The sequence below is a fragment of the Orlajensenia leifsoniae genome, assembly GCF_004570845.1.
Lineage (GTDB): Bacteria > Actinomycetota > Actinomycetes > Actinomycetales > Microbacteriaceae > Orlajensenia > Orlajensenia leifsoniae.
In genome coordinates, this window is the sequence record NZ_SPQZ01000007.1 from 118,221 (window position 1) to 143,891 (window position 25,671).

Sequence of the window (25,671 nt, forward strand, 5' to 3'; positions counted from 1 at the left end):
GACGGGTTTACTTGATGACTGTCACCGCCCCCGTGGAGGTGAGGCGCTTCTGGACACCCTCATGCAGGAAGTTCGCCTCGAACGTCAGCGAGGTCTTCCCCTCCGGCACATTGTTGTCGAGGTCGGCCTTGTCGAACTGCAGGACGAGCCACGTGCGCTTGGTCAGCTTCGTCAGCCACTTGCTCGTCGTCCGAACGCTCGACGCCTCGACAGGGTTCGTGCTCAGGGGCGTCACCAGTTGCGCTCCGCCCTCGTACACGTATCCGGCCGGGAGGTCGAAGGTCGCCGTCACCTTCTGATTGAGGCGACTGAGCAGGCCTCCCTTGTCGCCGAGATTCAGTCGGCTCGGCACGAACTTCAGGGCGCCCGCCACATCCGTCGGCTCGAGGTAGACCTCGATCTTGCCCGTCGGGCGAGGGTCGGTGCAGTCGTTGAAGAAGTACTCGCCTGCACGATCGAACGTGTGCTCGTACGTCTCTCCTGGCTGCAGCGTGACGTTGAACTCGCCTTCGAAGAACTGCGTCGCGCAATGCGGCTTCACGTTCGGGAAGCTGGGGAAGGTCTCAGCACCCGGATTGCGGAAGGTGACGGCGCTGCCGACGGGCACGCGGAGATGGGTCGGCTGCATCGCGTTCTGCGACACGCTGTCGCGCGCCGCGGCGGTGTCATCGGTGCGGTTGGCCCGTGCGAGGAGCACTGTGTTGCCGACGGTCTCGCCCGCGACGGCAGCACCGCCGACCGGGCGACGGATCGTCAGCGGGGCCGTGTCCGGTCCCTCGGGACTTCCGGACTCGGTGGTGTAGGAACCGCCGAGCTTGAACGCCCACAGGGAGTCGCCCTGCGTGACCGATCCGCCGTACGGGTTGGTCGACCCGGCAGCGAACACGGCGACGTACTGCTCGCCGTCGACCTCGTAGGTGACGGGCGCCGATGCGATGCCCGATCCCGTCTGGAAGCTCCAGAGTTCATCACCGTCCGCGGCATCCAGCGCCAGCATCCGACCGTCGATCTGTCCGACGAAGAGGAGATCGGATGCCGTCGTCAGCGGACCCTGGCCATGCGACATGTCGGTGCCGAGATGGTTGCTCCAGGCGACCTCCCCGGTCGACGCGTCGTAGGCGAGGATGCCCCCGGTCTGGTACTGCCCGATGGCACGCAGGCCGTTCGCCGATGCACCGTTGTAGTGCGCGACCGGGTTCGTTCCGTAGGGGAAGTAGACGAGATTCGTCTTGTGGCTGTACGAGTGGTTCGACCAGTCACCGCCTCCGTTCTGGCTCGTCGTCGAGAGGATGGGGGCGTCCCACTGCGGGTCGTACATGCATCCCTCGCGGTGTCCGGACGGGTGACCGTCAGGGTAGGTGAGGAATGGTTCGTCGACGGCGACGTAGCTGTCGGGGTTGAAGACGAGGTTGCCATCGGCATCCGGCTGGTAGCCGTTGTAGTTGGGCACGGCACGCCAGGGGTCGCCGGGAATGTTCTCCGGGTCGAGCTTCTCCCAGACGACGCACTCGGGCAGCAGCCGGTTCTCGGGGAACGGCTGGGTGGTGGCATGGTTCTGTCGGGAGTCGGTGATCATGGGCTTGTCGATCACCGGGAGCACCGGCTCACCGTTCGTGCGGTCGAGCACGAACTGATGGCCCGACTTGCTGCCGTAGAAGACCACCTTGCGCTCTTCGCCTCCGATCTCCAGGTCGGCGAGTGTCGGCGGGTGAACGTTGTCCATGTCCCAGACGTCATGCCGGATGGACTGGTAGTGCCACTTGTACTCGCCGGTCGCCGCATCGACGGCCACCATCGTGCTGGAGAAGAGGTTGTCGCCGGGACGCAGCGACCCGTTCTGCGAGGAGGTGCAGCTGCGGGCGTTGCCGAAGGTCATGTAGTACATGCCGAGCTCGGGGTCGACCGCGCCGTGCATCCACGACGTCGCGCCGCCCTCCTCGGCGCAGTCGGTGCCATCTGCGAGCACCGGACCCCACGTCTCCGACGCGTCGAACGTCTGTCCGTCCACGCCGGTGAATTCCTGGCCTCGCTTCGGCCCGCCGAAGAAGTGCCACAGGTACGACCCGTCGGCCGCGTCCAGGGCGACGACGGCACCGCGGTCGCCATCGGCGGCGTGGGCGTACACGATTCCGTCGGAGTACACGGTGGCGACCTTGCCGACGCGCCCGAGGTCCTCACCCGCCGGTCCGGCGACCTCGACCGCCCAGACCTCTTCGCCTGTGGTGTCGTCCAGGGCGACGACGCGATTGCCGCCTCCCAGGGTGAAGATCCTGCCGTCGCCCGCAGAGACTCCGCGGCGCGTACCGGAGAGTCCGTAGACGTCGTTCTCCCACTTCCAGAGGGGTTCACCCGTCGCGCCGTCGACTGCGGCCACACCGCCGCTGGGCGTATCGAGGTAGATGACGCCGTCGACGACGATGGGGGTCGTCTGCTGCCCTACGTCGTCGGATGCCGGTGCAACCGCCGACAGATGGGTTCGCCAGGCCGGGGCCAGATGTTTCAGGTTCCGTTTCGTGATCTCGGTCAGCCCGGAATAGTGCTGATTCCCGAGATTGCCGCCGACGGTGGGCATGTCCGCTCCGGTCGGCGCGAGCCCCGTCAATCCGCCCGGCGGAACCGGTTCCGTCGGGCTCGCCGACGCGATGCCGGGTGAAGCGGTGATGGTGAGGGCGATCAATGCCCCGATCCCCGCAATACCCCATCTCGTGGTCTGTCGTGTGCGCATCCCTTGCCTCCTTGATCATCGTTGATCCGCGGCGGTTGGACTCGGGTTCTTTCGCCGTTCCTTCAGAACCTGGCGATCCCTCCGATCCGAAGGTCGGCGAGATCAGCCAGCGCTCGGACGCTAACCCCGCGGTCTCGAGCCGGCAACCTCACGGCTCAGCGAGTGAGACAACTCCCGGGCCGAAGAAAGGGGCGCGGCGAGCGCCCCTTTCTGCCCAGTGGGACACGCTTTGGTAGCGGTGTCGGCGTGTGCGTAGCATGCGGCATCGGCACCAATGCCCATGGACGGAGTTGTCATGGCTGCTTCAGCACCCAGATCGTTGTCCCCTCAACAGGAGCAGGAACTCGATGATGTGTTCGCCCGCGCGAGGGCTGCGCTCGCGGTCATCGCCACCTATGACCAAGAGCGGGTCGACCGACTGATCCAGGCTGTCGCGTGGGCCGTTGCGAACCGCACTGCCTTCCACCGGCTGGTCGGGATGGGCATCGCCGAGTCGGGCCTCGGCGATTTCGAGAGTCGCATGAACAAGAGGATGAAGATCCGCGGGGTGCTGCGCGACGCTCTGCGGAGTCCCTCGGTGGGGATCATCGAGGAGGATGCGGCCAGGGGACTCGTCAAGTACGGCAAGCCGGTTGGCATCATCGGATGCGTAGTTCCGACCACGAACCCCGACCTGACGCCTGCCGGGAATGCGATCTACGCCATCAAGGCACGCGACGTCGTGGTGTTCTCACCGCACCCCCGCTCGAAGCACACCACTGCGGAGACGGTTCGGCTCATGCGGGAGGCGTTGGAGGCGGAGGGTGCCCCGGCCGACATCCTGCAGTGCATCACGCTTCCCAGCCTCACAGCCTCACAGGAGGTCATGAGGCGATCGGACCTCGTGATCGCCACGGGCGGTCAGGGGCTGGTGCGGGCGGCGTACAGTTCCGGCACCCCCGCCTACGGCGTGGGCGCCGGCAATGCGACCGAGTTCGTCGACGAGACCGCTGACCTCCAGGAGACGGCACGCAACTGCATGCTGTCCAAGACCTCGGACTTCGGCTCGGGGTGTTCGGCGGACGGAAACGTCCTCGTTCCGGCAGGCCGATACCGGGCGATGCTCGATGCGCTCCAGAGCGAGGGCGGCTACCTCGCGACATCGGACCAGCGGGCGGCGCTCCAGGCCGTGATGTGGGATGACGAGGGCCACCGCCTCCCGGACACGGTGGCGATCTCGCCCCAGGCGCTCGCGAACGCTGCGGGCTTCGACATCCCCGATGACCGCCGGTTCATCCTCGTGGAGGGGGATGGAATCAGCGAGGACAGGCAGTTCTGCAAGGAGAAGCTCACGACCCTGATGGCGGTGCACGCCTACGAGGGCAGTTTCGAGGATGGCGTCGAGCTTGCCAAGCGTCTCTACGACATCGGCGGCAAGGGCCACTCCTGCGGCATAGCCTCGACCGACGACGCCCACATCGACTACTTCGCACAGCACATGCCCGTCTCTCGGATCATGGTGCGTCAGCCGAACTCGAAGGCGAACGCGGGATCGTTCACGAACGGGATGCCGATGACCTCGTCGATGGGATGCGGCACGTGGGGCGGCAACATCACGTCCGAGAACATCTCCCTCCGTCACTACCTCAACACGACCTGGGTCTCGCGCGCGATCGCGGAGGATCGCCCATCCGACGACGAGCTGTTCGGAGACTTCTTCGACCCGGACCTCGAAGAAGCAGGCCAGGGCCGATGACCGAGGAAACGCCTGAGGAGGTGCTCGCCGAGGCGCGTCGCTGGTGGCACACCGACATCATCGATGTGCGTCCCGGCGAGATCGACCTGCGCGGCTACCCCGTGCAGGAACTGATCGGCACCGTCGGCTTCGTCGACACCATCTGGCTCATGCTTCGGGGAGAGCTGCCGTCCCACGCGCAGGCGGCGCTCCTCGAAGCCGCGCTCGTGGCATCCGTCGACCATGGTCCACAGGCGCCGTCCATCGCGATAGCGCGCATGGCCACCACGTGCGGCGCTCGGATCAACGGCGCGATGGCCTCGGCCATCAATGTCCTCGACGACATCCACGGCGGTCCCGGGCAGCAGTGCATGGAGATCTACCTCCAGATCGACGCGGAAGCGGAGCGGACGGGCGACCTCGGCGAGGCCGTCCGCCGCGTCCTGAAGCGCCAGAGCGATGCCGGCGTCGCGTACATCCCCGGCTTCGGGCATCGCTTCCATCCGCTCGACCCGCGGACCCCGCGCCTGCTGTCGCTCGTCGACGCCGCGGCGGCAGACGGGTCGGTGGACGGACGGTTCGCCGCGATCGGGCGGGCTGTCGAGGATGCCATCAGCGAGGGGAAATCGCGGCGCGTGCCCATGAACATCGACGGCGCCACCGCCGTCATCTACTGCGAACTCGGCTTCACGCCCGAACTCGGGCGGGGAGTCTTCATCCTCTCCCGCTCGGTCGGGATCCTCGCCCATGCCCACGAGCAGATGCAGCAGGGGGGCCGGATCAAAGGCCCCGTGCCGAAGTCGATCGGCTACACGTACACCGGGCCGGCACGACGATCCGTGCCGAACGAACGCGACAAATGAAGGAGAGCAACATGAAGGACCTGGTGTCCAACCAGATCGTCCGGTACCTGGAAGCGCGCGATGTCGAGCACATCTTCGGCTTGTGCGGGCACACGAACATCGCGCTGCTGGCCGCCGTGGAGAAGAGCGACAGCATCTCCTTCGTGAACGTGCGCCACGAGCAGATCGCCGCCCACGCCGCCGACGGGTACGCGCGCGTGACCAAGCGGACGGGGGTCGTGCTGACCCACCTCGGCCCGGGACTGACGAACGCCACCACGGGAGTGGCGAACGCTGCACTCGACTCCATTCCGATGGTCGTGATCGCGGGTGACGTGCCGACGCACTATTTCGGAAAGCACCCCCACCAGGAGATCAACCTTCACGCCGACGCCGCCCAGTACGAGATCTATCGACCCTTCGTGAAGCGAGCCTGGCGAGTCGACCAGCCCCACCTCATCGCAGAGGTTCTCGACAAGGCATTCACCCTGGCAGAGAGCGGTCGGCCAGGGCCGGTCCTGGTCGACGTGCCCATGGACGTCTTCTCCGCGGAGATCGAGGTCGCTCTGTTCGACAGGGTGATCGGCAACACCCGTTCGCTCGCCCGACCCAGCATCGATGAAGATGTCGCCGAGCGGATCGTGCAGAACCTGCTCGATGCCGAGAGGCCCGTCCTCTACGTGGGAGGCGGCATCGTCGCAGCAGACGCGGCGACCGAGCTGGCGGAGTTCGCCAACGCCCTGTCGTTGCCCGTCGCGCACAGTCTCATGGGCAAGGGCGCACTGCCCGACGACAGCCCCCTCGTCCTGGGCATGACCGGGTTCTGGGGAACGGCCTTCACCAACGAGACGACGCGGACGGCCGACTGGATCCTCGCGCTCGGCACGCGGTTCGCTGAGGCCGATTCCAGTTCCTGGTATCCCGAGTACACCTTCGACCCCTCAGTCACGAAGCTCATGCAGATCGACATCGACCCGGCCGAGCTCGGTCGGAACTACCCGCTCGACATCGGCGCGTTGGCAGATCTGAAGTCCGCGCTGAGAGTGCTCACGCGGGTTGCCCATCGTCTCGCCCCGACAGGAGTGCAACGCGACGACCTGCTGGCTCGGATCGCCGAGAATCGAGCATCCGCGAAGCTCCAGAACGCCGACGCCCGAGTCTCCGATGCCTGGCCGATGCGGCCGGAACGGATTCTGGCCGAGACCCGGGAGGTTCTCCCGCCGGATGCGATCATCACCACGGACGTGGGCTGGAACAAGAACGGAGTCGGCCAGCAGTTCGACATCCTCACTCCGGGAACCTTCCTCACCCCCGGCGGTTTCGCGACGATGGGATTCGGGGCACCGGCTGCAGTCGGGGCGAAGATCGCGCGCCCCGACCGCGTCGTCGTCTCGCTCGTGGGCGACGGAGGCTTCGGGCAGAATCCCGCGGTGCTCGCGACGGCGCGCGAGGAGAACGTTCCCGTCGTCTGGGTCGTGATGAACAACAACGCCTTCGGCACGATCGCCGGCCTCGAGAAGGCCGCGTTCGACACGACGTACGGGACCGTGTTCGGCACCGCCGATGATCCCATGTACACGAACTTCGCAGCCATTGCGGAGGCTTACGGTGTCACCGGAATCAAGGTCGAGACAGCGGCGGAGTTCAAGCCGGCCCTCGAGCGGGCGATAGCCCTCGGACGACCCGTCGTGATCGATGTGTCGATGGTCAACGTTCCGACACCGACCACGGGCCACTGGAACATCCTCGACATCTACACGCCCGGCGAGACCGTCGAGCATGTCGCGACCCACTGACCACTCTTCACCGACCGACCGACCCATCCGCGAGGCCCGACTCCCATGAACGTCGTACCCGGTCCTGAGAACGTCTTGATCTCGACGGTGTGCCTGTCCGGCACCCTCGAGGACAAGATGCGCGCCGCCGCAGCGGCGGGGTTCGCCGGGATCGAGATGCTCGACTACGACCTCGTCATGTCGCCGTGGTCGCCGTCTCGCCTGGCGGCCGAGGCCGGCGGTCTCGGTCTCACGGTCGACGTGTATCAGCCGTTCCACGTCGAGACGGTCCATCCCGAGCTGTTCGGTGCCGGCCTCCGCCACGCCGATCGCAAGTTCGACCTCCTGATGGAGCTCGGTGCTCGTGTCCTGGTGTGCTGTTCGTCCAGAACGGCGGGAGGGCTGGACGACGACGACCTCGCGGCGGAACAGCTGCACACGCTCGCGGAGCATGCCGAACACCGTGGTCTGCGGCTCGCTTACGAAGCTGTGCCCTGGGGGCGGGTACCCACGCACGAGGAGGCCTGGCGCATCGTCCAGTCCGTCGACCATCCGGCCCTGGGACTGTGCCTGGACAGCTTCCATGTCCTGTCGCGGCACAACGATCCGACCGTGATAGCCCAGGTGGACGCCGACAAGGTGTTCCACGTCCAGCTTGCGGATGCCCCTCGCGTCAACATGGACGTTCGCGAGTGGAGCCTCCACTCCCGCATGTTCCCGGGGCAGGGATCGCTCGACGTTGCCGGCTTCCTTCGTCAGCTGACGGCGATGGGCTACACCGGCCCGATGGCGCTCGAGGTCTTCAACGACGTCTACCAGCAGGAGGATCCGAGACACACCGCCACCGACGCCATGCGCTCCATGCTCGCCCTGGACGAGGTGGTGAATGAAGGTCGCGGGGGAGCGGACGCTCCGAAGCCATCTCGGCTGCCTCCGGCTCCTGCGCTCAGGGGGTTCGCCTTCGCCGAGCTCGCTGTCGACGAGGTCTCGGCCCCTTTGCTCTCGCGCGTCATCGCTGCCCTCGGTTTCGACCACGTCGGACAGCATCGCTCGAAGGAAGTGCAGCTGTGGGAACAGGCTGGCGCGCGACTTCTGCTCAACCTCGCTCCAGAACGCTCGATCGACCCCGCCAGTGCGTCGATCTGTGCGCTTGCGGTCGAGAGTTCAGACCAGATCTCGTCGATGGAACGCGCCGAGAGACTGCTGGCACCGAAGCTCGCCCGCCGCCGCAGGCCGGATGAGACCGACCTGAGCTCCGTGGCGATGCCGGACGGCAACGCCCTGTTCTTCTGCGATTCCGGTGCTCCTCGTCATTGGCTCGACGACTTCAGCCCCACTGGGGCGACGGTGGCGCCGACGCCCCTGATCCATTCGATCGACCATGTGTCGATCACCGAGTCGATCGACGATTTCGACCAGTCCGCATTGTTCTTCCGTTCGGTGCTCGGCCTGGTGCCGGGAGCATCTGCGGAGATCACCGCTCCGTTCGGGGTCATCCGCAGCTGGTCGGCGAGCGACCCGGGCGGACAGGTGCGCATCACGCTGAACACCAGCCCACTGAGGCGTGGCGATTGGGCGCCCGGGGTGTCGAGCCCGCAATTGGTCGCGTTCGCGACGGATGACGCGATCGCGTGCGCGCGGGTCATGCGTGAACGCGGGGTGCCGATCCTCGAGATGCCGAGCAACTACTACGACGACCTCGATGCCCGCCTCTCCCTGCCCGACCAGTTCATCGCCGCCCTTCGCGCGAACTCGATCCTCTACGACCGCGATGAGACCGGAGAGTTCCTGCACTTCTTCACGGAGATGCTGGGCTCGCGAGTGTTCTTCGAGGTCGTGCAGCGCATCGACGGCTACACCGGTTTCGGCGACCCCCGCAGTGTTCCGCTGCGCATGGCCGCCCACCGACGACAGCGACTGAGCATGCGTGCGAGTGCGCCGACGGAGGTCTCGTCGGAGCACCGCCACGACTATTCGCTCGCCCACCTGACCGCACTCAGCCTGTCGCCGCCGGACCTGGTCGATGCCGCTGCCGGCGCGGGGTACCGTTTCGTGGGTCTGCGTATGACGAGGGTCACGGCGCAAGAGCCCCATTACCCTCTGTCCTACGACGCTGCGCTGATGCGAGCAACGAAGACCCACCTCGCTGCGACGGGGATCGAGGTCCTCGACATCGAGCTCGCTCGCATGACATCGGGCGACAACCCCCGCGACTATCTCCGATTCCTGGAGGCCGGCGCCGAACTCGGGGCACGCCACGTCATCACGCAGCTGCCGGATGCGGACTTCTCACGGAAGGTCGACCGATTCGCCGAGCTGTGCGAGCTCGCCGCTCCGCTCGGCCTGACCCTCGACCTCGAATTCCCGTCGTGGACGGAGACGCCGAATCTGACCGAAGCCACCAAGGTCCTGCGGGCGGCGAATCAACCGAACGCCGGGATGCTCATCGACCTCCTGCACTTCGCTCGATCAGGATCGAGCGTGGACGACCTGCGAAAGCTCCCGTCCCAGTGGTTCCACTACGTTCACGTGTGCGACGCCCCCGGGGAGATTCCAGCCACGACGGCCGGCCTGATCCACACCGCGCGGTTCGAGCGGCTCTTCCCGGGCGAGGGTGAGATCGACATGCTGGGCATCCTCGAAGCGCTGCCGTCCGGGATTCCGTACGCCCTGGAGATCCCGCGAGCGATGCTCGTCGCCCAGGTCGGTGCGAAGGAACACGCGCGCCGCGCGCTCGCGGCCGCGCGCCACCACCTCGACGCGGCTCCTGTGCTCACCTGAAGTCAGGCGCGCCGATGGGACCGAGTATCGCCCACACCGTGGCCCCGGGTGGGCCCTCACGGTGCCATCAGCCTCCGGTGGTCGGCGGCCCGCCGATGACGCCGATGCCCACGGCCTCGTGATCGGGATCGGAATCATCGGGCTTCGCGGCGCGCGGTTCCTCGCCGGGATCGTTCTCCGTGCTCGGCTCGTCGAGTACCTCGTCGGAGGGAACCTCGGATTCCGGCGCTTCCTCCGCTGACTCAGCCGCCTGAGACGTGTCATCGCTCTCGGGTGTCCTGGCATCTGACATGGTGTCCTCCTCAACCGTGAACCTCGGTGCATCCAGCTTGCGACGGATACGTCGGGGTCGACCAGTGGCTTGACGGCGAGTGACAAGACGAGTATCCGCCGGCCGCACGGGGGAGACGGAAGGCCCCCGGATCCGCACGGGTCCGAGGGCCTGTCATCAGTGACGATCGAGTGTCCGTGTGATGCGACTACTCCGCGATCGTCGCCGGAGCGCTCTCGGTCGCCGGGACGGAACCGGTGCGCGGCTTGCTCCAGTCGATCGTCTGCTTCGGCTTGGCGAAGAAGAGCACGACGACGGCCGCGATGGCGAAGCCGATCACCGGGAGCCAGAGTGACTGGGCCATGGCGTCAGTGAATGGACCGGCGACAGCCGCGGGCATCGGCTCGCCCCCGGCACCGGCCTGGCCCGTCGCATTGGCGTCGTAGCCCGGCAGGTTCGCGACCAGGCGGGCGTTCAGCAAGGCCGCGATGGCGGCCGACCCGAACACCGACCCCACCTGGCGGGTCATGTTGTAGACGCCCGATCCGGCACCGGCCAGCCTGGGCGGCAGGTTGCGCGTCGCAGTCGAGGCGAGCGGCGCCCAGATGCCCGACATTCCGAGCCCGAGGAAGGCAGCGGGAATGAGCAGGATCCAGAGGTCGATGGCGGGCGTGATGATGAGTGCCATCCACGACAGGGCCAGAGCGATGATCGTGAAGCCGGTGAAGGCGATCCACTTGGGGTCGACCTTGTCGGTCAGGCGGCCGACGATCGGGGCCATGAAGAGCACGACGAGCGCCATCGGCAACAGCATGAGCGCGGCCTGCGTCGGTTCGAGTCCCCGAGCGATCTGATAGTAGAACGCGAGGGGGAGTGGCATCGCCACTACGGCGAGACCGGTGAGGGTGATGCCGACATTCGCGAGCGAGAAGTTGCGATCGCGGAATAGGCCGAGGGGAAGGAGTGGCTCCGCCCTGTTGAAGTGCTGCCAGACCACGAAGGCGACGAGCACGATGACGCCGGCGATGATGAGACCCCACACCGTGATCGGACCGGCGATCGTACCCCAGTCGTAGGTGGAGCCCTCCTGGATACCGAAGATCACCAGGAACAGGCCGACGGCGCTCAGCACGACGCCCAACCAGTCGAACTTGTGCGAGTGCGTGGTGAGGTTGGGAACGAGCCGCCACGCGAGGATGAAGCCCACGACGCCGACGGGCACGTTCACGAAGAACACCCACTCCCAGCCGAGCGAGTCTACGAGAAGGCCACCGGCGATCGGGCCGACGAGGGTGGCGATGCCGGAGACGGCGCCCCAGAGACCCATCGCCGTCCCGCGCTTGTCCGGCGCGAAGATGCGGGTGATCACGGCCATGGTTTGCGGGGTCATGAGCGCAGCGCCCAGGCCCTGCACCACGCGGGCCAGGATCAGCATCTCGATGCTGTCGGACAGGCCGCACCAGAGGGACGCCAGCGTGAAGACGACGAGGCCGATCAGGTAGATGCGTTTCGGGCCGAAGCGGTCACCGAGGCGGCCGGTGATCAGCAGGGGGACCGCGTAGGCGAGCAGGTAGGCGCTCGTCACCCAGAGCACCGCGGTGATGTCGGTGTCGAGCTCGCGCATGATCGTCGGGTTGGCGATCGAGACGATGGTCGAGTCGACCAGGATCATGAAGAAGCCGATGACGAGCGCCCAGAGGGCCGGCCACGGCTTGGTGATGTTCTCCATCAGTGGTTCTTTTCTGTGAGATGTTCGGGGATCGCGTCGGTCCAGGAGACCTGGCCGTTCGCGATGCGTTCGATGGTCGCGTCGAGCCAGGCGAGCTCGGCGCGCAGCATGGTGGATTGGTAATGGGCGTCCAGCCAGTACCGCTCGGGGATCTGCTTGGACTCGATGGCTTCCTTGGCGAAGCCCAGGGCTTTCAGATCGTCATGGAGGCTGGTGCTGCGTGAACGCAGCAGGGCGAGCACCTCGTCGACGGGCAGATTGTGGGCTTGGGCGACGGCATGCCGGAACTCGGGATACTCCTCGGCCGGCGTCGCGAGCATCGTGGCGACGCGGTTGTCGAGGGCTCGACGTCCGGCATCCGTGATGGCGTAACTGGTGCGTTCGGGCCGATTACCCTCGCGGTCCACCCCGACCGCATCGACGAGCCCTTCACGGGCGAGCCGATCGACGGCGTGATAGAGCGAGCCCGGCCGCACCTTGACGTTGCGGTCCTCTCGACGGTGCACGAGGGTCTGGTACATCTCGTACGGATGCATGGGTCGCTCGGCCAGCAGCGCGAGTGCCGCGATGCCGAGGGGAGTGAGTTCAGCCATGTCGAATCTTCCGTGTCGATTATTCCAGATGGAATATTACGCTCGGAAGATTCGAACAGTCAATCGAGTGGCACGTCCGAGAGGTCAGTCGCCCTCCGCGCGCGCGAACTCCGACTTCCATTGCCTGAAGCCGTCCTCGCTGCGGCCGCGGCGCCAGTAGCCCGAGATCGAGAGCTGATCCCGCTGCAGTCCGCGCTCGGTGCGCAGGTAGGGGCGAATCCCGCGCATGACCTCCTCGGCCTCTCCGTGTACGAAGGCGTGCACCCGGCCGTCGCGCCAGTCGACTGCGCGCACGGCATCCGTCAGCAGCCCGTCTCCTGTTCCGCCGTTGCGGTGCACGAAGGCGATCGAGGCGCCCTCCGGAGCCGCAAGCTGAGGCTCGTACTCCACCGACTCGACCAGCACGATGACGTGCGCCACGGCATCGCGAGGCAACACCTCGAGAGCCGCCGTCACCGCGGGCAGGGCTGACTCGTCGCCGACGAGCAGGTGCCAGTCGGCCGAGGGGTCTGGCCTGTAGGCGCCGCCCGGACCGTTGGCGAGCAGCACGTCGCCGATCTCGGCCGAGGCCGCCCACGGTCCGGCCGTTCCCTCATCGCCGTGCACCACGAAGTCGATGTCGAGGGTGCCGGATGCGACATCGGGATGCAGCGCCGTGTAGGTGCGCACGACGGGCAGGTCCTCCGGCGCCATCGTTCCGCGAAGTTCGCGCACATCGATCTGCTCGGGGTACTCGACTCCGGGCTTCGGGAAGACGAGCTTCACGTAGCGGTCGGTGAAGATGCTTTCGGCGAACCCCGAGAGGTCGTCGGTGTGCAGGCTGATGCGGCGCAGCGACGGAGTGATCCACGAGGTGGCTGTCACGGTGAAGCGGATGGTCGGCATTCTCGACTCTCTTGTACTGGTGCGGTGGTGCGATGGTGCGAGTGGCGCTGTGCGCGCAGCGATGCGTTGCGCTCGTCAACCCGTCTGGACGAGGGTGTATTTCGTGGAGAGGTACTCGTGAATCCCCTCGAGGCCGCCCTCCCTGCCGAGGCCCGACTGCTTGACTCCGCCGAACGGGGCTGCGGCGTCGGAGACGGCGCCGACGTTCAGTCCCATCATGCCTGTCTCGAGCGCCGCGATCATGCGCTGGCCCCTGGCCAGCCCCTCGGTGTGGACGTAGGCGACCAGCCCGTACTCGGTGTCGTTGGCGAGACGGACCGCCTCGGTCTCGGTGTCGAATTCCACGATCGTCGCGACGGGGCCGAAGATCTCGTGCTGCAGGATGCGGCTGCCGGCAGGCACGCCGGTGAGGACCGTGGGCTCGTAGAAGCTGCCGGGCCCGGCCACGCGCCGCCCGCCAGTGACGATGGCCGCACCATGGCTGACGGCGTCCTGAACCAGCTCGTCGACGGCATCGACGGCTCCGTCGGTGATCAGCGGTCCGATACCGACGCCGGGTTCGGTTCCCCGACCGGGTCGCAGCTCGCTGACGCGCACGGCGAGACACCGAGCGAACTCCGCCGCCACTGAGGAGTGCACGAGAAAGCGGTTGGCGGCGGTGCAGGCCTGGCCGGCGTTGCGGAACTTCGCCAGCATGGCTCCGTCGACGGCCTTGTCGAGGTCGGCGTCATCGAAGACCACGAACGGAGCGTTCCCGCCGAGCTCCATCGAGGTGCGGAGCACTGTGTCGGCGGCCTGCTTCATGAGTATCCTGCCCACGCGGGTAGAGCCGGTGAAGCTGAGCTTGCGCAGCCGCGGGTCGGCGATGATGCGCTCGCTCACGCCGGCGGCATCCGTCGTGGTGATGATGTTGAGCACGCCGGAGGGAAGCCCGACCTCCTCGAGGAGCCCGGCGAGGAACAGTGTCGTCAGGGGCGTCAGCTCGGCGGGCTTCACGACCACTGTGCAGCCCGCCGCGAGGGCCGGTGCAATCTTGCGCGTCGCCATCGCCAGCGGGAAGTTCCACGGGGTGATGAGGTAGCAGGGACCGACGGGCTTCCGCGAGACGACCATCTGTCCGGTGCCGTCGGGATTCGTGCCGTAGCGGCCTGAGACACGCACAGCCTCCTCGGCGAACCACCGCAGGAACTCGCCTCCGTAGGCCACCTCGCCTGCGGCCTCCGGGAGCGGCTTCCCCATCTCCAGCGTGATCAGCAGCGCAACCTCATCGCGCCGCTGCTGCAGTAGGTCGAAGGCGCTTCGCAATAGCTCGCCCCGCACCCGGGGGGCCGTCGCCGCCCACTCCGCGCTCGCGGCGACGGCGGCGTCGAGGGCACTCACGCCGTCGTCGGGAGTGGCATCAGCCACACGCTTCAGCAGGAGACCCGTCGCAGGGTCGAACACATCGAGAGTGCGGTCCGCGGATGCCCGCACCCAGCGGCCGCCGATGAACAGGCCATCCGGCACCGAGGCCAGCAGCTCCGCCTCAGTACGAGTCACGGTCATCGCCGATTCCAGTTCCGAACCGAGCCGCGAGCGCCTCGGACCCTCGCGCCAGCAGCGCGACGTCGGCGCCGACGAGCACCAATCCCGCGCCGGCGTCCAGATAGGCCTGCGCAACCGCTGGGTCGAATGCGTTCACGCCCACGGGCTTTCCGACGGCGCGGACGGCGTCGAACGCCCGCAGCACTGCTGCAGTCACGTCGGGGTCCGTCTGTCGACCGAGCAGGCCCATCGACGCCGCGAGATCCGACGGCCCCACGAACACGCCGTCGACACCGTCGACACCGGCAATCTCGGTTGCTGCATCCACTCCAGCCACCGTCTCGACCTGCACGAACAACGACACGTGCGTATCGGCATCGACCAGGTACTCGTCGACACGGTTCCAGCGGGCGGACCGAGCCAGCGCTGATCCCACGCCGCGCACTCCTCGCGGCGGATAGCGCACTGCTCGGACGACACGCTCGGCCTGTGCCGCGGAGGACACCATGGGCACGAGCAGGTTCTGCGCGCCGAGGTCGAGCACCTGCTTGATGACGACGGGGTCATCCGACGGCACCCGCACCATGACCCTCACAGGGTAGCCGGCCACGGCCTGCAGCTGCGCGAGGGTCGCCGGGAGGTCGTTCGGCCCGTGCTCCTGGTCGATGAGCAGCCAGTCGATTCCCGATCCGGCGAGGATCTCGGCGACGAGCGGGCTGCCCGAGCTCACCCAGAGCCCGGCGAGCGGCCGATCGGTGGCTGCGAGTGCGGCGCGTAGGGTCGGGCTCAGACGAAGCGGCACGAGATCGTCCCCAGCTCCCGGTAGTCGGCGAACACTGTGTCGCCCTTCTCGACCCACATCGGCCGGGTGAATGACCCGGCGAGCACGATCTCGCCTGCCTCGAGCCTGTCACCGTGGGCCGCCAGTTTGTTGGCGAGCCATGCGATTCCGGATGCCGGATGCCCGAGCACGGCTGCGGCAACGCCGGTCTCCTCGATGACCTCGTTGCGGTACAGCAGCGCCGAGACCCAGCGCAGGTCGACGTCGTCGACCTTCACCGGGTTGCCGCCGTAGACCACGCCACCGAAGGCCGCGTTGTCGCTGATGGTGTCGACGATCGTGCGACCGGGAAGCTCGATGCGCGACGACAGGATCTCCAGGGCCGGCACGACGTGGTTCGTTGCGCGCAGCACGTCGAAGATGGTGACGTCGGGACCCGCGAGCGGCTCGGCCAGCACGAAGGCCAGCTCCACCTCGATCCGCACGTTCGAGAACCTGTCGTGTTCGATCGCGGAGCCGTTCTCGAACACGGCGTCTGCGAAGATCGCCCCGTAGTCGGGCTCGGTGATCCCGGTGGCGACCTGCATGACCTTGGAGGTCAGGCCGATCTTGCGACCGACCGGGCGCCGGCCTGCCGCGATTCCGCGGCGCCGCCACTCGTTCTGCACCGCGTAGGAGTCCTCGACTGTCATCTCCGGATGCCGCGCTGTGAGCAGTGGCACTGTGGTGCGGTCGCGCTCAGCTGCGGCGAGCTCGTCGGCGATGGTGATGAGTGCGGCTTCATCCAGCACGGTCACTCCCCGCGATCGTTCTCGAAGCGGGCGCGCCACTCGGTGTTGAGTGGGAAGAGTCCTTCGAGTGCTGCGCCGGCGGCGACCTGGCGGGCGATCCAGGCGTCCTCGACCTCCTGCGCCAGGGCGGCGTCGACCACCTCTTCTGCGATGCCCGGTGGGATGACGATCACGCCGTCGACGTCGCCGACGATGATGTCGCCGGGCTGCACGGTCGTGCCGCCGCACGCGATGGTGAGGTCGGAGTCCCACGGAACGTGCTTGCGACCGAGCACTGCGGGGTGGGCGCCGGCGGAGTAGACCGGAAGGCCAACGGCGGCGACGGCGACGTAGTCGCGCAGCCCGCCATCCGTGACGATGCCGGCGGCTCCTCTGGAGTGCGCCCGGAGCGCGAGGATGTCGCCGAGCGTGCCCGATCCGGCCTCACCACGCGCCTCGATCACGATGACCTCACCCTCGGCGACGGAGTCGAACACCCGCTTCTGGGCGTTGAACCCGCCGCCGTGGCTGACGAAGAGGTCCTCCCGGTTGGGGACGAAGCGCAGGGTTCTGGCGATGCCCACGAGAACGGCATCCGGATGCGTCGGACTGACGCCGTCGATGCTCACGTTGTCGAGTCCGCGCTTGCGAAGCTGGGCCGACAGGCTGGCGACCGGGGCAGCCGCGAGCTTCGCGCGGAGCTCGGCGGTCAGAGGTGTGAGCGGCAGGCGCGGCTTGGGTACTGGCTTACTCATCAGTGCACGCCGAGGAACTGCTCGAGGGTCTGCGGATTCGCGTGCAGCAGCGGCTCATGCAGAGTCGAGTCTGGGAACTCGGATGCCTCGAAGAACCAGCGGCGCGACGCCGGCATGCCCCACAGCTGGGCGCGTTTCGGGTTGCTCACGTCCCAGCGGATGGGCACCTCCTCCAGGTCGATGAACTGGTAGTGGGTGGTGAACAGCTCGATGCGGTGTTGGTCGGGATCGCGCAGGTACAGGAAGAGAGCGTTGCTGATGCCGTGTCGGCCGGGTCCGCGGTCGATCTCCTCACCGAAGCCGAGGGCGCCGGCGACATCCGCCGCGTGCAGCAATGAGGAGGCATCCGGAACCGTGAAGGCGAAGTGATGGAGCCGGGGTCCGACGCCGTTGGTGAAGACCAGGTCATGGGTGTTTCCCTTGACCTCCATCCACGTTCCCCAGAGTTCATCGGTGCCGTCGCTGGCCGTGTACTCCGACATGCGCATGCCGAGACCGGTCCAGAAGTCCGTGGCCGTCTGCACGTCGTGGGTGACCACCTGGTAGTGGTCGATGCGCTGGGGAGCCCCCGAGACGAACTCGTCGAAGTTCTGCATCTTGCGCTGCACCTGGTCCATCGAGCTGGTGAGCTCCATGCGGGTGCCGACGGGGTCTGTGAACTGCAGGGTCGGCCCCTGGTGGGCCCTCTCGACGCGCTCGTGTTCAATTCCCGACGAGGCGAAGTACTTCTCTGCGGCAGTGATGTCGGCGTAGGTGCGCACACGGAGTCCGACGCGCAGCGCCTTCGCGGCGGCGCCCCGTTCCAGCACGAGACTGTGATGCGACGATTCCTCGAGGCCGCGCAGGTAGACGGCGTCCTCGGTCTCCTCGGTGACAACGAGCCCGACCACGTCGCGGTAGAAGTCGCGGCTGGCCTCGAGGTCGGTGACCGCGAGCGACACGTGACTGGCTCGGGTGAGGGCGAACGGCGGCTGGGAATTCGTTGTCGGCAACATCGGCGGCTCCTGATCGTGCGGTGGTCTGCTCTGTCAGGCTGTCAGCCGGATGCCGCTGGCGGTAGAACCGAGTCGGTCTGGAGGCCATAGCCCAAAGCTATGGCGGGTGCAGCACTATGCTCTGAATCATGGAGCTCCGTCATCTCCGCTATTTCTCCGCCGTCGTCGAGGCAGGGTCGTTCACCGCTGCCGCCGCGCGGCTGCACATCTCCCAGCCTCCGTTGAGTGTCGCCATCGCGAAGCTCGAGGAGGACGTGGGCGTACAGCTCCTGGTGCGCACGTCGCGCGGGGTCGAGCCGACCAGCGCCGGACGCTACCTGCTCGACGCCTCGTCGCGTGTGCTGGGCGAGATCGACGACATCGTCTCGGCGCTCGGTAGATTCGGCGCGGGCACCGCCGGCGCCCTCACGATGGCCGCGGTTCCCGCCCTCATGTGGCATCGCGTGCCCACTCTGGTGCGGGCCTATGCCGCCGAGGTGCCGGAGGTGGAGATCCGACTCGTCGATCCACCACCCTGGACCGCGATCGACATGCTTCAACAGCGCACGGCCGACGTCGCTGCCATCATGGTGGCCGACCCGAAACGATTCGCCCGACGCCATCGTGGCACCCTCGACATCGTCGAGTGGGGAGAGATCCCGCTAGTCGGAGCCCTCCCGCCCGACGAGCACCAGGCTCCCGACCCTCTGCCGCTGAGCACCTTCGAAGGTCGGATCGTCCTCCTTCCTCGACGAACCGCCGCGGTCCCGAGCCTGCCCGAGGCCGTCGAAGCCGCATTCCGCCGCCACGGGGTGGCGCCGGCATCCGTTCGCACCGTCGAGACCATCCAGACCAGCGTGCCGTTGATCGAGGCCGGCGTCGCCTGCGCGATCCTGCCCGACCCCGACGGCGCGAGCCTGTCGAGGTTCAACCTCACCGTGCGCCGGCTCGAGCCGCAGCCGACTCCCTTGCGAGCCCTCCTGCTCGCGCGCGCTGGCGTGGCGCACGACTCGACCGTCGCGCGGCTCCTCGAACGCATCGCGTCCCCTCCCACGGATCGTGTGCGATAACAGATAGGATCGAGGATGATTCAACCGGATACCGCCGAAGGGGGCGCCGCTCGTGGCCGACAGCAAGTCTGAGCAGGCCTACCAGATCCTCAAACAGCGGATCATGGACGGAACGTACGGGCCGGGCAACCGCTTGGTCATCGATCAGCTGCGACGTGAGTACGACATCAGTTCGATCCCGTGGCGTGAATCGCTCCGCCGTCTCGAGGCCGAGGGCTGGGTCGACATCGTGCAGAACGCCGGAGCCGTCGTCAAGACCTTCGACACCGAGTCGTGGCAGCGCACCATGCGCCTGCTCGCCCGATTGAACGCCCTCGCCACGGCCCTGTCAGCCGAATACCTCACTCCCGAGGACATCGCTCTGGGACGCGAGCTCAACCGCGAGATGGGTGACGCCCTGGCGAACTTCGACCCGCGCAGATTCGGCGCCCTGAACCGCCAGTTCCACAACCTCCTCAGTTCGCGCTGCGACGACGAACGCCTCAACGACCTCGTCGAGGCCGAGTGGACCCGGCTGGAACTCGTGCGTCGTTCGGCCTTCTGGTACGCCCCGGGTCGCGCGCTCGCGTCCCTGGCCGAGCACGATGCCATCCTCGACCTCATCGAGGGTGGGGCGACGGCCGAGATGATCGAGACGGCGTCACGCCGCCACGACATCAACACCCTCGAGGCCGTCACTCACTACGACGCCGAGCTGTCGAAGACCGAGACCCCAGCGGTCACTCGCGCCTTCGGCTGAGCCTGGATCCGACCGGGCGGTGGCATCGCTGGTTTCCATGCGAGACATGCGAATGCCCGGTGGCGGCGGCAATCGTGCCCGCAGCCGTCACCGGGCGTTCCGTCACGCTCAGCCGGCCATCCAGAGCTCGGTGAAGTCCTTCGTATAGGTCGTCGGACCGAACCATTCACCCGAGCGCTGCGCCTCCTCGGTCAGCGGCACGCCCCCGATCGAATCGCGCGTGAACAGCCTCACCGGAATCGTGTATTCGGGAAGCTCGAGATCGAGGCTGAGGCGAATGGCTGCGTCAGCGTCGACCCAGCCCTGGAAGGCGGATGCCTGGGCAGCCGCGGCGTACAGGAAGTTGTCCGACGCCAACATCTGCAGAGCGCCCAGTTGCGCCGCACCGGTCAGACCTTTGATGGAGTCGGCGAGGCCCGCCTGCTGCACCCCGGTCTGGGTCGGCTGGAGGAACTGCTCGTACTGCGAGAAGACGTAGCCGATATCCGGGTTCCTGAGCAGCTCCGAGCTGGTTGAGGACGGCACCAGCGTGAAGGTCGATGTCGAGACTTCGTTGACGGCGACCGTGCAGTCGGCGCAGACCCGTGCGAATTCCTCTTCGCCGGCCGCGGTGTACACAGCCGAGGACGAGCCGTCCGTGCTTTGGTTGATCAGCACGTCGGCATCGCCTCCGGAGTCGAGAGCGATCCATTGGGACAGTGCGACCTGCATCGCCGAACCCGCCGTCGCGATGTAGGCGAGTGTCGGCGATGCCGGGTGCGCAGCGTCGGGGACCTGATTGCTGATGATCACCGGGATGCCCGCAGCCTGAGCGGCATCGAAGGCATTCTGACCGAGGCCGTAGGGAATCGCGTCAGTGATGATGGAGGCGGCGTCCGCCTCCGTCGCCTGAATGATGCACGCGCCGATGTCAGTGGGCGTTCCCTTGCCGTCGCAGACCTGGATGTTCATGCCCACAGTGTTCAGCGCATCGGTGAGTGCCTGCTGCGTGACGCCGAATTGAGGGGCTTGGAGTGAGATCGGAATGTAGTACACGGTCTCGCCGGCGAGGGCGGCGGCCCCCGGGATGGGTTCGGTCGGAACCGGGTAGGCGTCGAGCGGCTCCTGCAGTTGCGCGACATCAGCCGCAAGGTCGGCGTTCGCGCCGGATGCGGTCGTGGACCCCGAGCCGGAGCCCCGGTCGATGCCGGCATCCGCCTCGCATCCGGTCAATGCGATCATCGCGATGATCAAGGCGCCTGCTGCGCCGAGCGCACGAGTACGCCGGCCCGTGGATGGGGATGTTGAATTCATGTTCATTCTCCTTCTTGACGACAGTGGCAATGGGAAGTCGGTACGAATAGCAGTGGGGACGAACGTGGCGGCGGATCAGATGGGCTGCGCCATCACCTCCATGACGTGGTTCGTTGCCGCGACATTGTCGAAATCGTCCAGTCGACCCATCTCCCATTCGCCGATCGCAAGGGATGTGTCGACGATGAGTTTGCAGCGATCGAAGCGACGGTCGAGATACTCGGAGAACGCCGCCTCGAGATCCTCGTGCTTCGAGAGACAGTCGGCGAGAACCACCCCGTCCTCGATCGCCTGTGCGGCGCCCTGGCCCATGTGGGGCGTGATGGCATGGACGGCGTCGCCCAGAAGGACGACCCGTCCGCGGTGCCATGGCCCGGGTGCGATGAGCGACTCCTCCGGGCGCAACACGACGGCGGCCGGATCCTTGATGTGCGCATCCCGCACTCGACCTGTCAGGCCGCCGAACGGAGCGAGATGCTGTTTCAGGACCTCGGCCAGATCGGCATCGTCCGGCCGGTCCGACCGGTCCATCTGGGCGTTGTAGAAGAGGTAGGCGAGATCGGGTCCGATCGGAACGAAGCCCGCCATCCCATGAGGGCCCTCTTGCAGGATGATCCGGTCGATCTCGGGCTCGCGGGGGATGTTCACACGGAACGCGGACTGTCCGATATAGCGAGGCTGGAGTTCCGCGTCGAGAACGAAGCGACGGACCTTCGAGCGCACGCCGTCGGCGCCGACGACGAGGTCCGCCTCCTCGGTCGTGCCGTCGGCGTACCTGACGAGGACGACATCGCCGTCGTCCTCGAGCCTCTCGAATGACGTCGAATAGCGGATGTCGACGCCGACGTCGTCGGCCCTGCTCGTCAGGATCTCGTGAAGTTGAGGGCGGGTGAGGCCGTTCAGCGGCGGCAGATCCGATCCCGCGATGCGCGCCCCCGGCATGGAGTGCAGAAATTTCCCATCGACGTCGTACATGCTGCCCCAAGCCGTGGCCGGGAATCCGACGGTCATGCAGGCCTCGGCGCATCCGATCGCATCCAGCGCCCGGAGGGCATTGATCGGCTGGATGATTCCGACCCCGTACACGGATGAATGGAGATCGTGGTTCCGTTCGACGACTGTGACGTCGAGACCGACATTCCTCAATGCGATCGCGGTGGAGAGTCCTCCGATTCCGCCGCCGATTACGAGTACTTTTCCGTGCATCATCGCTGCTTCCCTACGTCGTTGTGAGAGCGTCGCCATGCACAAGCGTGCATGTCTCTGTTGTCTGTCATTATGACAGACAACTGGCATCTTACCAGAAGCCATCCTTCTCCGGCGCAGGCGTGCGCACGGAACAGGCGTCGGCACCGATGACGGCTGCAACTGGACGACGAGCAGGGTCTGACGGCGAGCAGGGTCAGGCGACGAACCGAGTCAGGCGACGGGCAGGGTGAGGCGACGAGCGGAGTCAGGCGTCCCGGATCGGCCAGAGCGCTTCCATGGGACGATCGCTGCCTTCGAGGTCGAGCAGGATCCGTCTGAGCTCGACGATCAGGTGATCCGCGCCGCCGCTGGACAGTGTCCCGGTCAACCGATCCGTCACCTTCGCCATGCGAGCGGTGCCCTCTCGAACGCCTTCTCGGCCCCGATCCGTGATCGTGAACAGGACGACGCGGCCATGAACGGGGTGCGGTTGATGCTCGACCCAGCCGATCTTGTCCAGTCGGGAGAGGGCGGTCGCCACGCTCTGCGGCGTGACGTGGATGCCCCGCGACAGATCGGAGGCCGACAGGGGTCCGAGCTCGTCAAGGTGCACGGCCAGGCCGAGCTGGGTCACGTTGACGCCGAGATCCTTGATCGCACCCAGGAGGTGGCGGTTGACGGCATTGTCCGCTCGCCACAGGACGTAGGGGAGGCTTTCGCGCCACGAGAATCCCTCAGAATGATTGGGCGTCGTCGACACAGTTTCCCTCCAGGCGTGGTCCACTCATGCTATCGACGTTCACGAGACCGATCGGACTCCCTCCCGCGTCGGGCTCGACCGTCCATCACCTGTCAGACGAAGCGCCATTCCCGATCTGGGCGATGTACGCCTTCCCATAGTCGTTTCCGTTGGGCAGGCGCAGCGTCGTGTGAACGTGGAAGCGGGCGGGCAGCCTGTTGTTGAGCCACACGCCTGCGTGGTGGTCGAGTTCGGCGATGATCACCGGGCTCTGGATGCGGAAGTAGAACGGCTGCGAACCGTCGGTAGCGCCGTACCAGGAGAACCAGGTGTCATCGACATGCGCGTCGACGTCGGCGAGGGTCGCCGCACGCTGGTCAGCGACGAGCAGGAGGAGGAAGTCCTCGACGATCGCATTCAGCAGCCCGCGCTGATGCTCGGTGAGGTGCCCGGCGTTGATGCCCTCGTACGGGATGACCCGATTGTCGCGGAAGGCCCCTGCGACGTGTCTTTCGTCGGCCGGATGCAGCCTGTCGGCCGGCATCGTGGGATCGAGTACGGACTCGTAGACGACAGCCACCTCTCGTTGCTCTGCATCTAGCGACGCAGCCAGCGATAATGCGAGTTGCTCCCGCGCTCCGAAGAGCGGGGGATGGTCGGCATCCGACAGGGCAGGCTCGGCCCCGAGGAAGACCGGTGCGATGACGTGCCGCCCTCCCACGCTCACGAAGTTGAGGGCGACGTGGTGGCCGAAGAGCTGCCACCCCCACGCGGCATCCGTCGACGGAGTTCCGTAGAGGGCGACCCAATAGCTCTGCTCGTTCATGATCGCCGGAAGGTCGACGAGTTCGCCGAGGAAGCCATTGAGTGCCATCGCTTCGCGCACACGCTCGAAGCCCTCCGGGCTGAGCGAGGCTCGCACCATCTCGAGGATCGCCTCGACGGCATCGAAGCTCAACCGCTCGAGGCGGAGTCCGACCGCGTAGATCACGAACTCCGGGTTGCTCCACGCCCGCCACTCCGGGGCGTCGACCGGATAGCGGAACTGTTCCAGCTGCTCCGGGGTGAGCGTGGCGAGCACCTTCTCGGCAGCCGTGACGAGAGCGGCGGCATCCGGAGTCTGGCCTGTCTGGTCCGAGAGCGGGTACAGACCCTCCTGCACCGCCCCGTCGGTTGTGATCCCCACGAAGGGCTCACGGTACAGGCCATCCCAGTAGGCGAGGAGCTCCTGCAGGAACGGTGCCTGGTTGCGGTCCTCGGCGAACTCCTCGAAGTCCAAACCGCGACCGCCGGCGAGCACCGGATCGTCGTGGTCGTAGAGGAACTCGAGATAGTCGCCCTGAGGCAGCTCGATCGCCCCGGCACGTCCTATGACCCTGGCCGTCGAGAAGAAGTCGTCGATGTCGTCGGGGGTCGGCTCGGCAGTCACGTCGCCCTGCTCGTTCACGGGGAACCCGATCAGATCGGGAGGTTGAACAGGCGCTTGGCGTTGCCGTACATGACGGCCTCGCGATCGGCGTCACTGATGTCGAGCGTGTTGTTCATGAACTCGACGCCCTGGCTCATCCAGCCGTAGACGACCGGGAACGACGACCCGAAGAGGTAGTGGTCGGCGCCGTTCACCGCGAGTGCGGCCTCGACCTGGATCTTGCCCCAGGAATGCGGATGCGTCAGGTCGAAGTAGATGTTGTTCTCGAGGTAGCTCTTGATCTTGTCGCCGCCGGTGGGGTCGAGGCGGTCCATGGCCTCCTTCTTGTTGGAGGCATGCGGGGTGAGCAGGGCCGTGTTGGCGAACCAGTTGCCGCCGAGCATGGTGTGGATGAATCGGAGTCCGGGCATCCGGTCGAACATGCCGCTGAAGAGTTCTCGGCCGACGGCTGTCGCCTGGTCGGCGATGCGGCCGTACTCGCGGCGCAGGTTCGTGTAGTCGATGACCGATTTCCACTCCACCGGCAGGGGAGTGTGGTGGACCACCACGGGGATGTCGAGCTTCTCGATCACCTTGAGGTACGGCTCGAAGGCCTCGTCATCGAGATAGAGCTGGCCGTAGTGGCAGGCCAGCTGCACGCCGACGGCGCCGAGGTCGCCGACGCAGCGCTCGAGCTCGTAGATGTTCTCCTTGCCACCCCACGGCGGGACGCACGCTGTCGCGAACAGGCGGCCGTTCGACCGCTTCGTGATGTCGAACGCGTTGTCGTTGACCTCCTTGCACGTGTCGAGTGCCAGCCACTCCTGCCAGACGGGAACCCGCATGACCCCGTAGTCGACCCCGGCGTCATCCATGGCGGCGAGCTTCGACTCGACGGAGTAGTCGCCCTCGACGTAGTTGAGGTTCTGGAAGCCCTTGGGCTTCTCCAGGATCAGCTGTTTCTTGCCGCTCTCCATCGTCTCGACCCTGGCGATCTCGCCGAAACCGCGCGGCGCCGTGTCGAGGAAGCCGTTGAGGGTCCTCTCGTTGGTGAAGAGGTCCTCGGGCAGATGGTGGATGTTGATGTCGACGACGGTCATTCGCGGTGTTCCTTT

At 66.7% G+C, this 25,671-nt stretch carries 20 protein-coding genes and 1 pseudogene; 6 read left to right on the forward strand and 15 right to left on the reverse strand.

Features of this window, described 5'->3' with window-relative positions:
* Nucleotides 1-7 precede the first annotated feature (7 nt).
* Complete coding sequence (locus E4M00_RS15975; protein ID WP_135121471.1) at nucleotides 8-2,725, reverse strand: outer membrane protein assembly factor BamB family protein; 2,718 nt, start codon at nucleotides 2,723-2,725, stop codon at nucleotides 8-10.
* A 295-nt stretch (nucleotides 2,726-3,020) separates the two neighbouring features.
* Here E4M00_RS15975 and E4M00_RS15980 point away from each other — a divergent pair, with 295 nt between their 5' ends.
* The 4 genes from E4M00_RS15980 to E4M00_RS15995 are packed head-to-tail and all read left to right on the forward strand — an operon-like array spanning nucleotide 3,021 to nucleotide 9,837.
* Nucleotides 3,021-4,460, forward strand: a complete 1,440-nt coding sequence (locus E4M00_RS15980) for an aldehyde dehydrogenase family protein (protein ID WP_135121472.1) — start codon at nucleotides 3,021-3,023, stop codon at nucleotides 4,458-4,460.
* Nucleotides 4,457-5,302, forward strand: a complete 846-nt coding sequence (locus tag E4M00_RS15985; RefSeq protein WP_135121473.1) for a citryl-CoA lyase — start codon at nucleotides 4,457-4,459, stop codon at nucleotides 5,300-5,302. Before E4M00_RS15980 ends, E4M00_RS15985 begins: the two co-directional genes overlap by 4 nt.
* Before the next feature lie 11 nt (nucleotides 5,303-5,313).
* Nucleotides 5,314-7,077, forward strand: a complete 1,764-nt coding sequence (locus E4M00_RS15990) for a thiamine pyrophosphate-binding protein (RefSeq protein WP_135121474.1) — start codon at nucleotides 5,314-5,316, stop codon at nucleotides 7,075-7,077.
* A 45-nt stretch (nucleotides 7,078-7,122) separates the two neighbouring features.
* Entirely contained in the window at nucleotides 7,123-9,837 is a 2,715-nt protein-coding gene (locus E4M00_RS15995) for a TIM barrel protein (protein ID WP_193555601.1), read from the forward strand.
* 67 nt (nucleotides 9,838-9,904) lie between these two features.
* Here the strand turns inward: E4M00_RS15995 and E4M00_RS16000 are convergent, their stop codons facing one another.
* From E4M00_RS16000 to hpaD, 9 genes and pseudogenes are all read right to left on the reverse strand, one after another.
* A complete protein-coding gene (locus E4M00_RS16000) occupies nucleotides 9,905-10,129 on the reverse strand; it encodes a hypothetical protein (protein ID WP_135121475.1) in 225 nt (74 codons plus the stop codon).
* Between the two features lie 187 nt (nucleotides 10,130-10,316).
* Nucleotides 10,317-11,837, reverse strand: a complete 1,521-nt coding sequence (locus tag E4M00_RS16005; RefSeq protein WP_135121476.1) for a DHA2 family efflux MFS transporter permease subunit — start codon at nucleotides 11,835-11,837, stop codon at nucleotides 10,317-10,319.
* The gene (locus E4M00_RS16010; RefSeq protein WP_135121477.1) at nucleotides 11,837-12,430 is read right to left on the reverse strand and encodes a PadR family transcriptional regulator; all 594 of its coding nucleotides are present in this window, start codon (nucleotides 12,428-12,430) and stop codon (nucleotides 11,837-11,839) included. The genes E4M00_RS16005 and E4M00_RS16010 overlap by 1 nt, the downstream gene beginning before the upstream one ends.
* An 84-nt stretch (nucleotides 12,431-12,514) precedes the next feature.
* Entirely contained in the window at nucleotides 12,515-13,315 is an 801-nt protein-coding gene (locus E4M00_RS16015; RefSeq protein WP_135121478.1) for a siderophore-interacting protein, read from the reverse strand.
* 75 nt (nucleotides 13,316-13,390) lie between these two features.
* Nucleotides 13,391-14,860 (reverse strand): NAD-dependent succinate-semialdehyde dehydrogenase, encoded by a 1,470-nt coding sequence (locus tag E4M00_RS16020; RefSeq protein WP_135121479.1) that lies wholly within the window; start codon nucleotides 14,858-14,860, stop codon nucleotides 13,391-13,393.
* A complete protein-coding gene (locus tag E4M00_RS16025; RefSeq protein ID WP_135121480.1) occupies nucleotides 14,841-15,641 on the reverse strand; it encodes an HpcH/HpaI aldolase family protein in 801 nt (266 codons plus the stop codon). Before E4M00_RS16025 ends, E4M00_RS16020 begins: the two co-directional genes overlap by 20 nt.
* Nucleotides 15,626-16,411, reverse strand: a complete 786-nt coding sequence (hpaH, locus tag E4M00_RS16030; RefSeq protein WP_135121517.1) for a 2-oxo-hept-4-ene-1,7-dioate hydratase — start codon at nucleotides 16,409-16,411, stop codon at nucleotides 15,626-15,628. Before hpaH ends, E4M00_RS16025 begins: the two co-directional genes overlap by 16 nt.
* A gap of 2 nt (nucleotides 16,412-16,413) precedes the next feature.
* Nucleotides 16,414-17,103: pseudogene (locus E4M00_RS16035) on the reverse strand (RraA family protein); the annotation flags it as partial.
* Nucleotides 17,104-17,144: 41 nt separating this feature from the next.
* Complete coding sequence (gene hpaD, locus E4M00_RS16040) at nucleotides 17,145-18,140, reverse strand: 3,4-dihydroxyphenylacetate 2,3-dioxygenase (RefSeq protein ID WP_135121482.1); 996 nt, start codon at nucleotides 18,138-18,140, stop codon at nucleotides 17,145-17,147.
* A gap of 128 nt (nucleotides 18,141-18,268) precedes the next feature.
* On the opposite strand from hpaD, the gene E4M00_RS16045 reads away from it, so the two are divergent.
* Together E4M00_RS16045 and E4M00_RS16050 are read left to right on the forward strand one after the other, a co-directional pair.
* A complete protein-coding gene (locus E4M00_RS16045) occupies nucleotides 18,269-19,189 on the forward strand; it encodes a LysR family transcriptional regulator (protein WP_135121483.1) in 921 nt (306 codons plus the stop codon).
* 52 nt (nucleotides 19,190-19,241) lie between these two features.
* Nucleotides 19,242-19,928, forward strand: coding sequence for a GntR family transcriptional regulator (locus tag E4M00_RS16050; protein ID WP_240037217.1), 687 nt, complete (start codon nucleotides 19,242-19,244; stop codon nucleotides 19,926-19,928).
* A gap of 108 nt (nucleotides 19,929-20,036) precedes the next feature.
* Here E4M00_RS16050 and E4M00_RS16055 read toward each other — a convergent pair whose 3' ends face one another.
* The 5 genes from E4M00_RS16055 to E4M00_RS16075 all read right to left on the reverse strand — a co-directional run bounded on the left by E4M00_RS16055 (nucleotide 20,037) and on the right by E4M00_RS16075 (nucleotide 25,656).
* A complete protein-coding gene (locus tag E4M00_RS16055; protein ID WP_204773026.1) occupies nucleotides 20,037-21,221 on the reverse strand; it encodes a sugar ABC transporter substrate-binding protein in 1,185 nt (394 codons plus the stop codon).
* Between the two features lie 75 nt (nucleotides 21,222-21,296).
* Entirely contained in the window at nucleotides 21,297-22,532 is a 1,236-nt protein-coding gene (locus E4M00_RS16060; RefSeq protein WP_135121484.1) for an FAD-dependent oxidoreductase, read from the reverse strand.
* 142 nt (nucleotides 22,533-22,674) lie between these two features.
* Nucleotides 22,675-23,169, reverse strand: coding sequence for a MarR family winged helix-turn-helix transcriptional regulator (locus E4M00_RS16065; protein ID WP_135121485.1), 495 nt, complete (start codon nucleotides 23,167-23,169; stop codon nucleotides 22,675-22,677).
* Nucleotides 23,170-23,254: 85 nt separating this feature from the next.
* Nucleotides 23,255-24,577 carry a DUF3500 domain-containing protein gene (locus E4M00_RS16070; protein ID WP_135121486.1) on the reverse strand — a complete coding sequence of 441 codons (1,323 nt, stop codon included), beginning with the start codon at nucleotides 24,575-24,577 and terminating at the stop codon, nucleotides 23,255-23,257.
* Nucleotides 24,578-24,606: 29 nt separating this feature from the next.
* Nucleotides 24,607-25,656 carry an amidohydrolase family protein gene (locus E4M00_RS16075; protein ID WP_135121487.1) on the reverse strand — a complete coding sequence of 350 codons (1,050 nt, stop codon included), beginning with the start codon at nucleotides 25,654-25,656 and terminating at the stop codon, nucleotides 24,607-24,609.
* Nucleotides 25,657-25,671 lie beyond the last annotated feature (15 nt).

Bases quoted from the DNA above. Each gene is read 5' to 3' on its own strand.
- E4M00_RS16015 (WP_135121478.1), bottom strand. From the start codon at position 13,315: ATGCCGACCATCCGCTTCACCGTGACAGCCACCTCGTGGATCACTCCG.
- E4M00_RS15990 (WP_135121474.1), top strand. From the start codon at position 5,314: ATGAAGGACCTGGTGTCCAACCAGATCGTCCGGTACCTGGAAGCGCGC.
- E4M00_RS16020 (WP_135121479.1), bottom strand. From the start codon at position 14,860: ATGACCGTGACTCGTACTGAGGCGGAGCTGCTGGCCTCGGTGCCGGAT.
- E4M00_RS16010 (WP_135121477.1), bottom strand. From the start codon at position 12,430: ATGGCTGAACTCACTCCCCTCGGCATCGCGGCACTCGCGCTGCTGGCC.
- E4M00_RS16005 (WP_135121476.1), bottom strand. From the start codon at position 11,837: ATGGAGAACATCACCAAGCCGTGGCCGGCCCTCTGGGCGCTCGTCATC.
- hpaD (WP_135121482.1), bottom strand. From the start codon at position 18,140: ATGTTGCCGACAACGAATTCCCAGCCGCCGTTCGCCCTCACCCGAGCC.
- E4M00_RS15985 (WP_135121473.1), top strand. From the start codon at position 4,457: ATGACCGAGGAAACGCCTGAGGAGGTGCTCGCCGAGGCGCGTCGCTGG.
- E4M00_RS15995 (WP_193555601.1), top strand. From the start codon at position 7,123: ATGAACGTCGTACCCGGTCCTGAGAACGTCTTGATCTCGACGGTGTGC.
- E4M00_RS16075 (WP_135121487.1), bottom strand. From the start codon at position 25,656: ATGACCGTCGTCGACATCAACATCCACCATCTGCCCGAGGACCTCTTC.
- E4M00_RS15975 (WP_135121471.1), bottom strand. From the start codon at position 2,725: ATGCGCACACGACAGACCACGAGATGGGGTATTGCGGGGATCGGGGCA.
- E4M00_RS15980 (WP_135121472.1), top strand. From the start codon at position 3,021: ATGGCTGCTTCAGCACCCAGATCGTTGTCCCCTCAACAGGAGCAGGAA.
- E4M00_RS16055 (WP_204773026.1), bottom strand. From the start codon at position 21,221: ATGAATTCAACATCCCCATCCACGGGCCGGCGTACTCGTGCGCTCGGC.
- E4M00_RS16060 (WP_135121484.1), bottom strand. From the start codon at position 22,532: ATGGCTTCTGGTAAGATGCCAGTTGTCTGTCATAATGACAGACAACAG.
- E4M00_RS16045 (WP_135121483.1), top strand. From the start codon at position 18,269: ATGGAGCTCCGTCATCTCCGCTATTTCTCCGCCGTCGTCGAGGCAGGG.
- E4M00_RS16000 (WP_135121475.1), bottom strand. From the start codon at position 10,129: ATGTCAGATGCCAGGACACCCGAGAGCGATGACACGTCTCAGGCGGCT.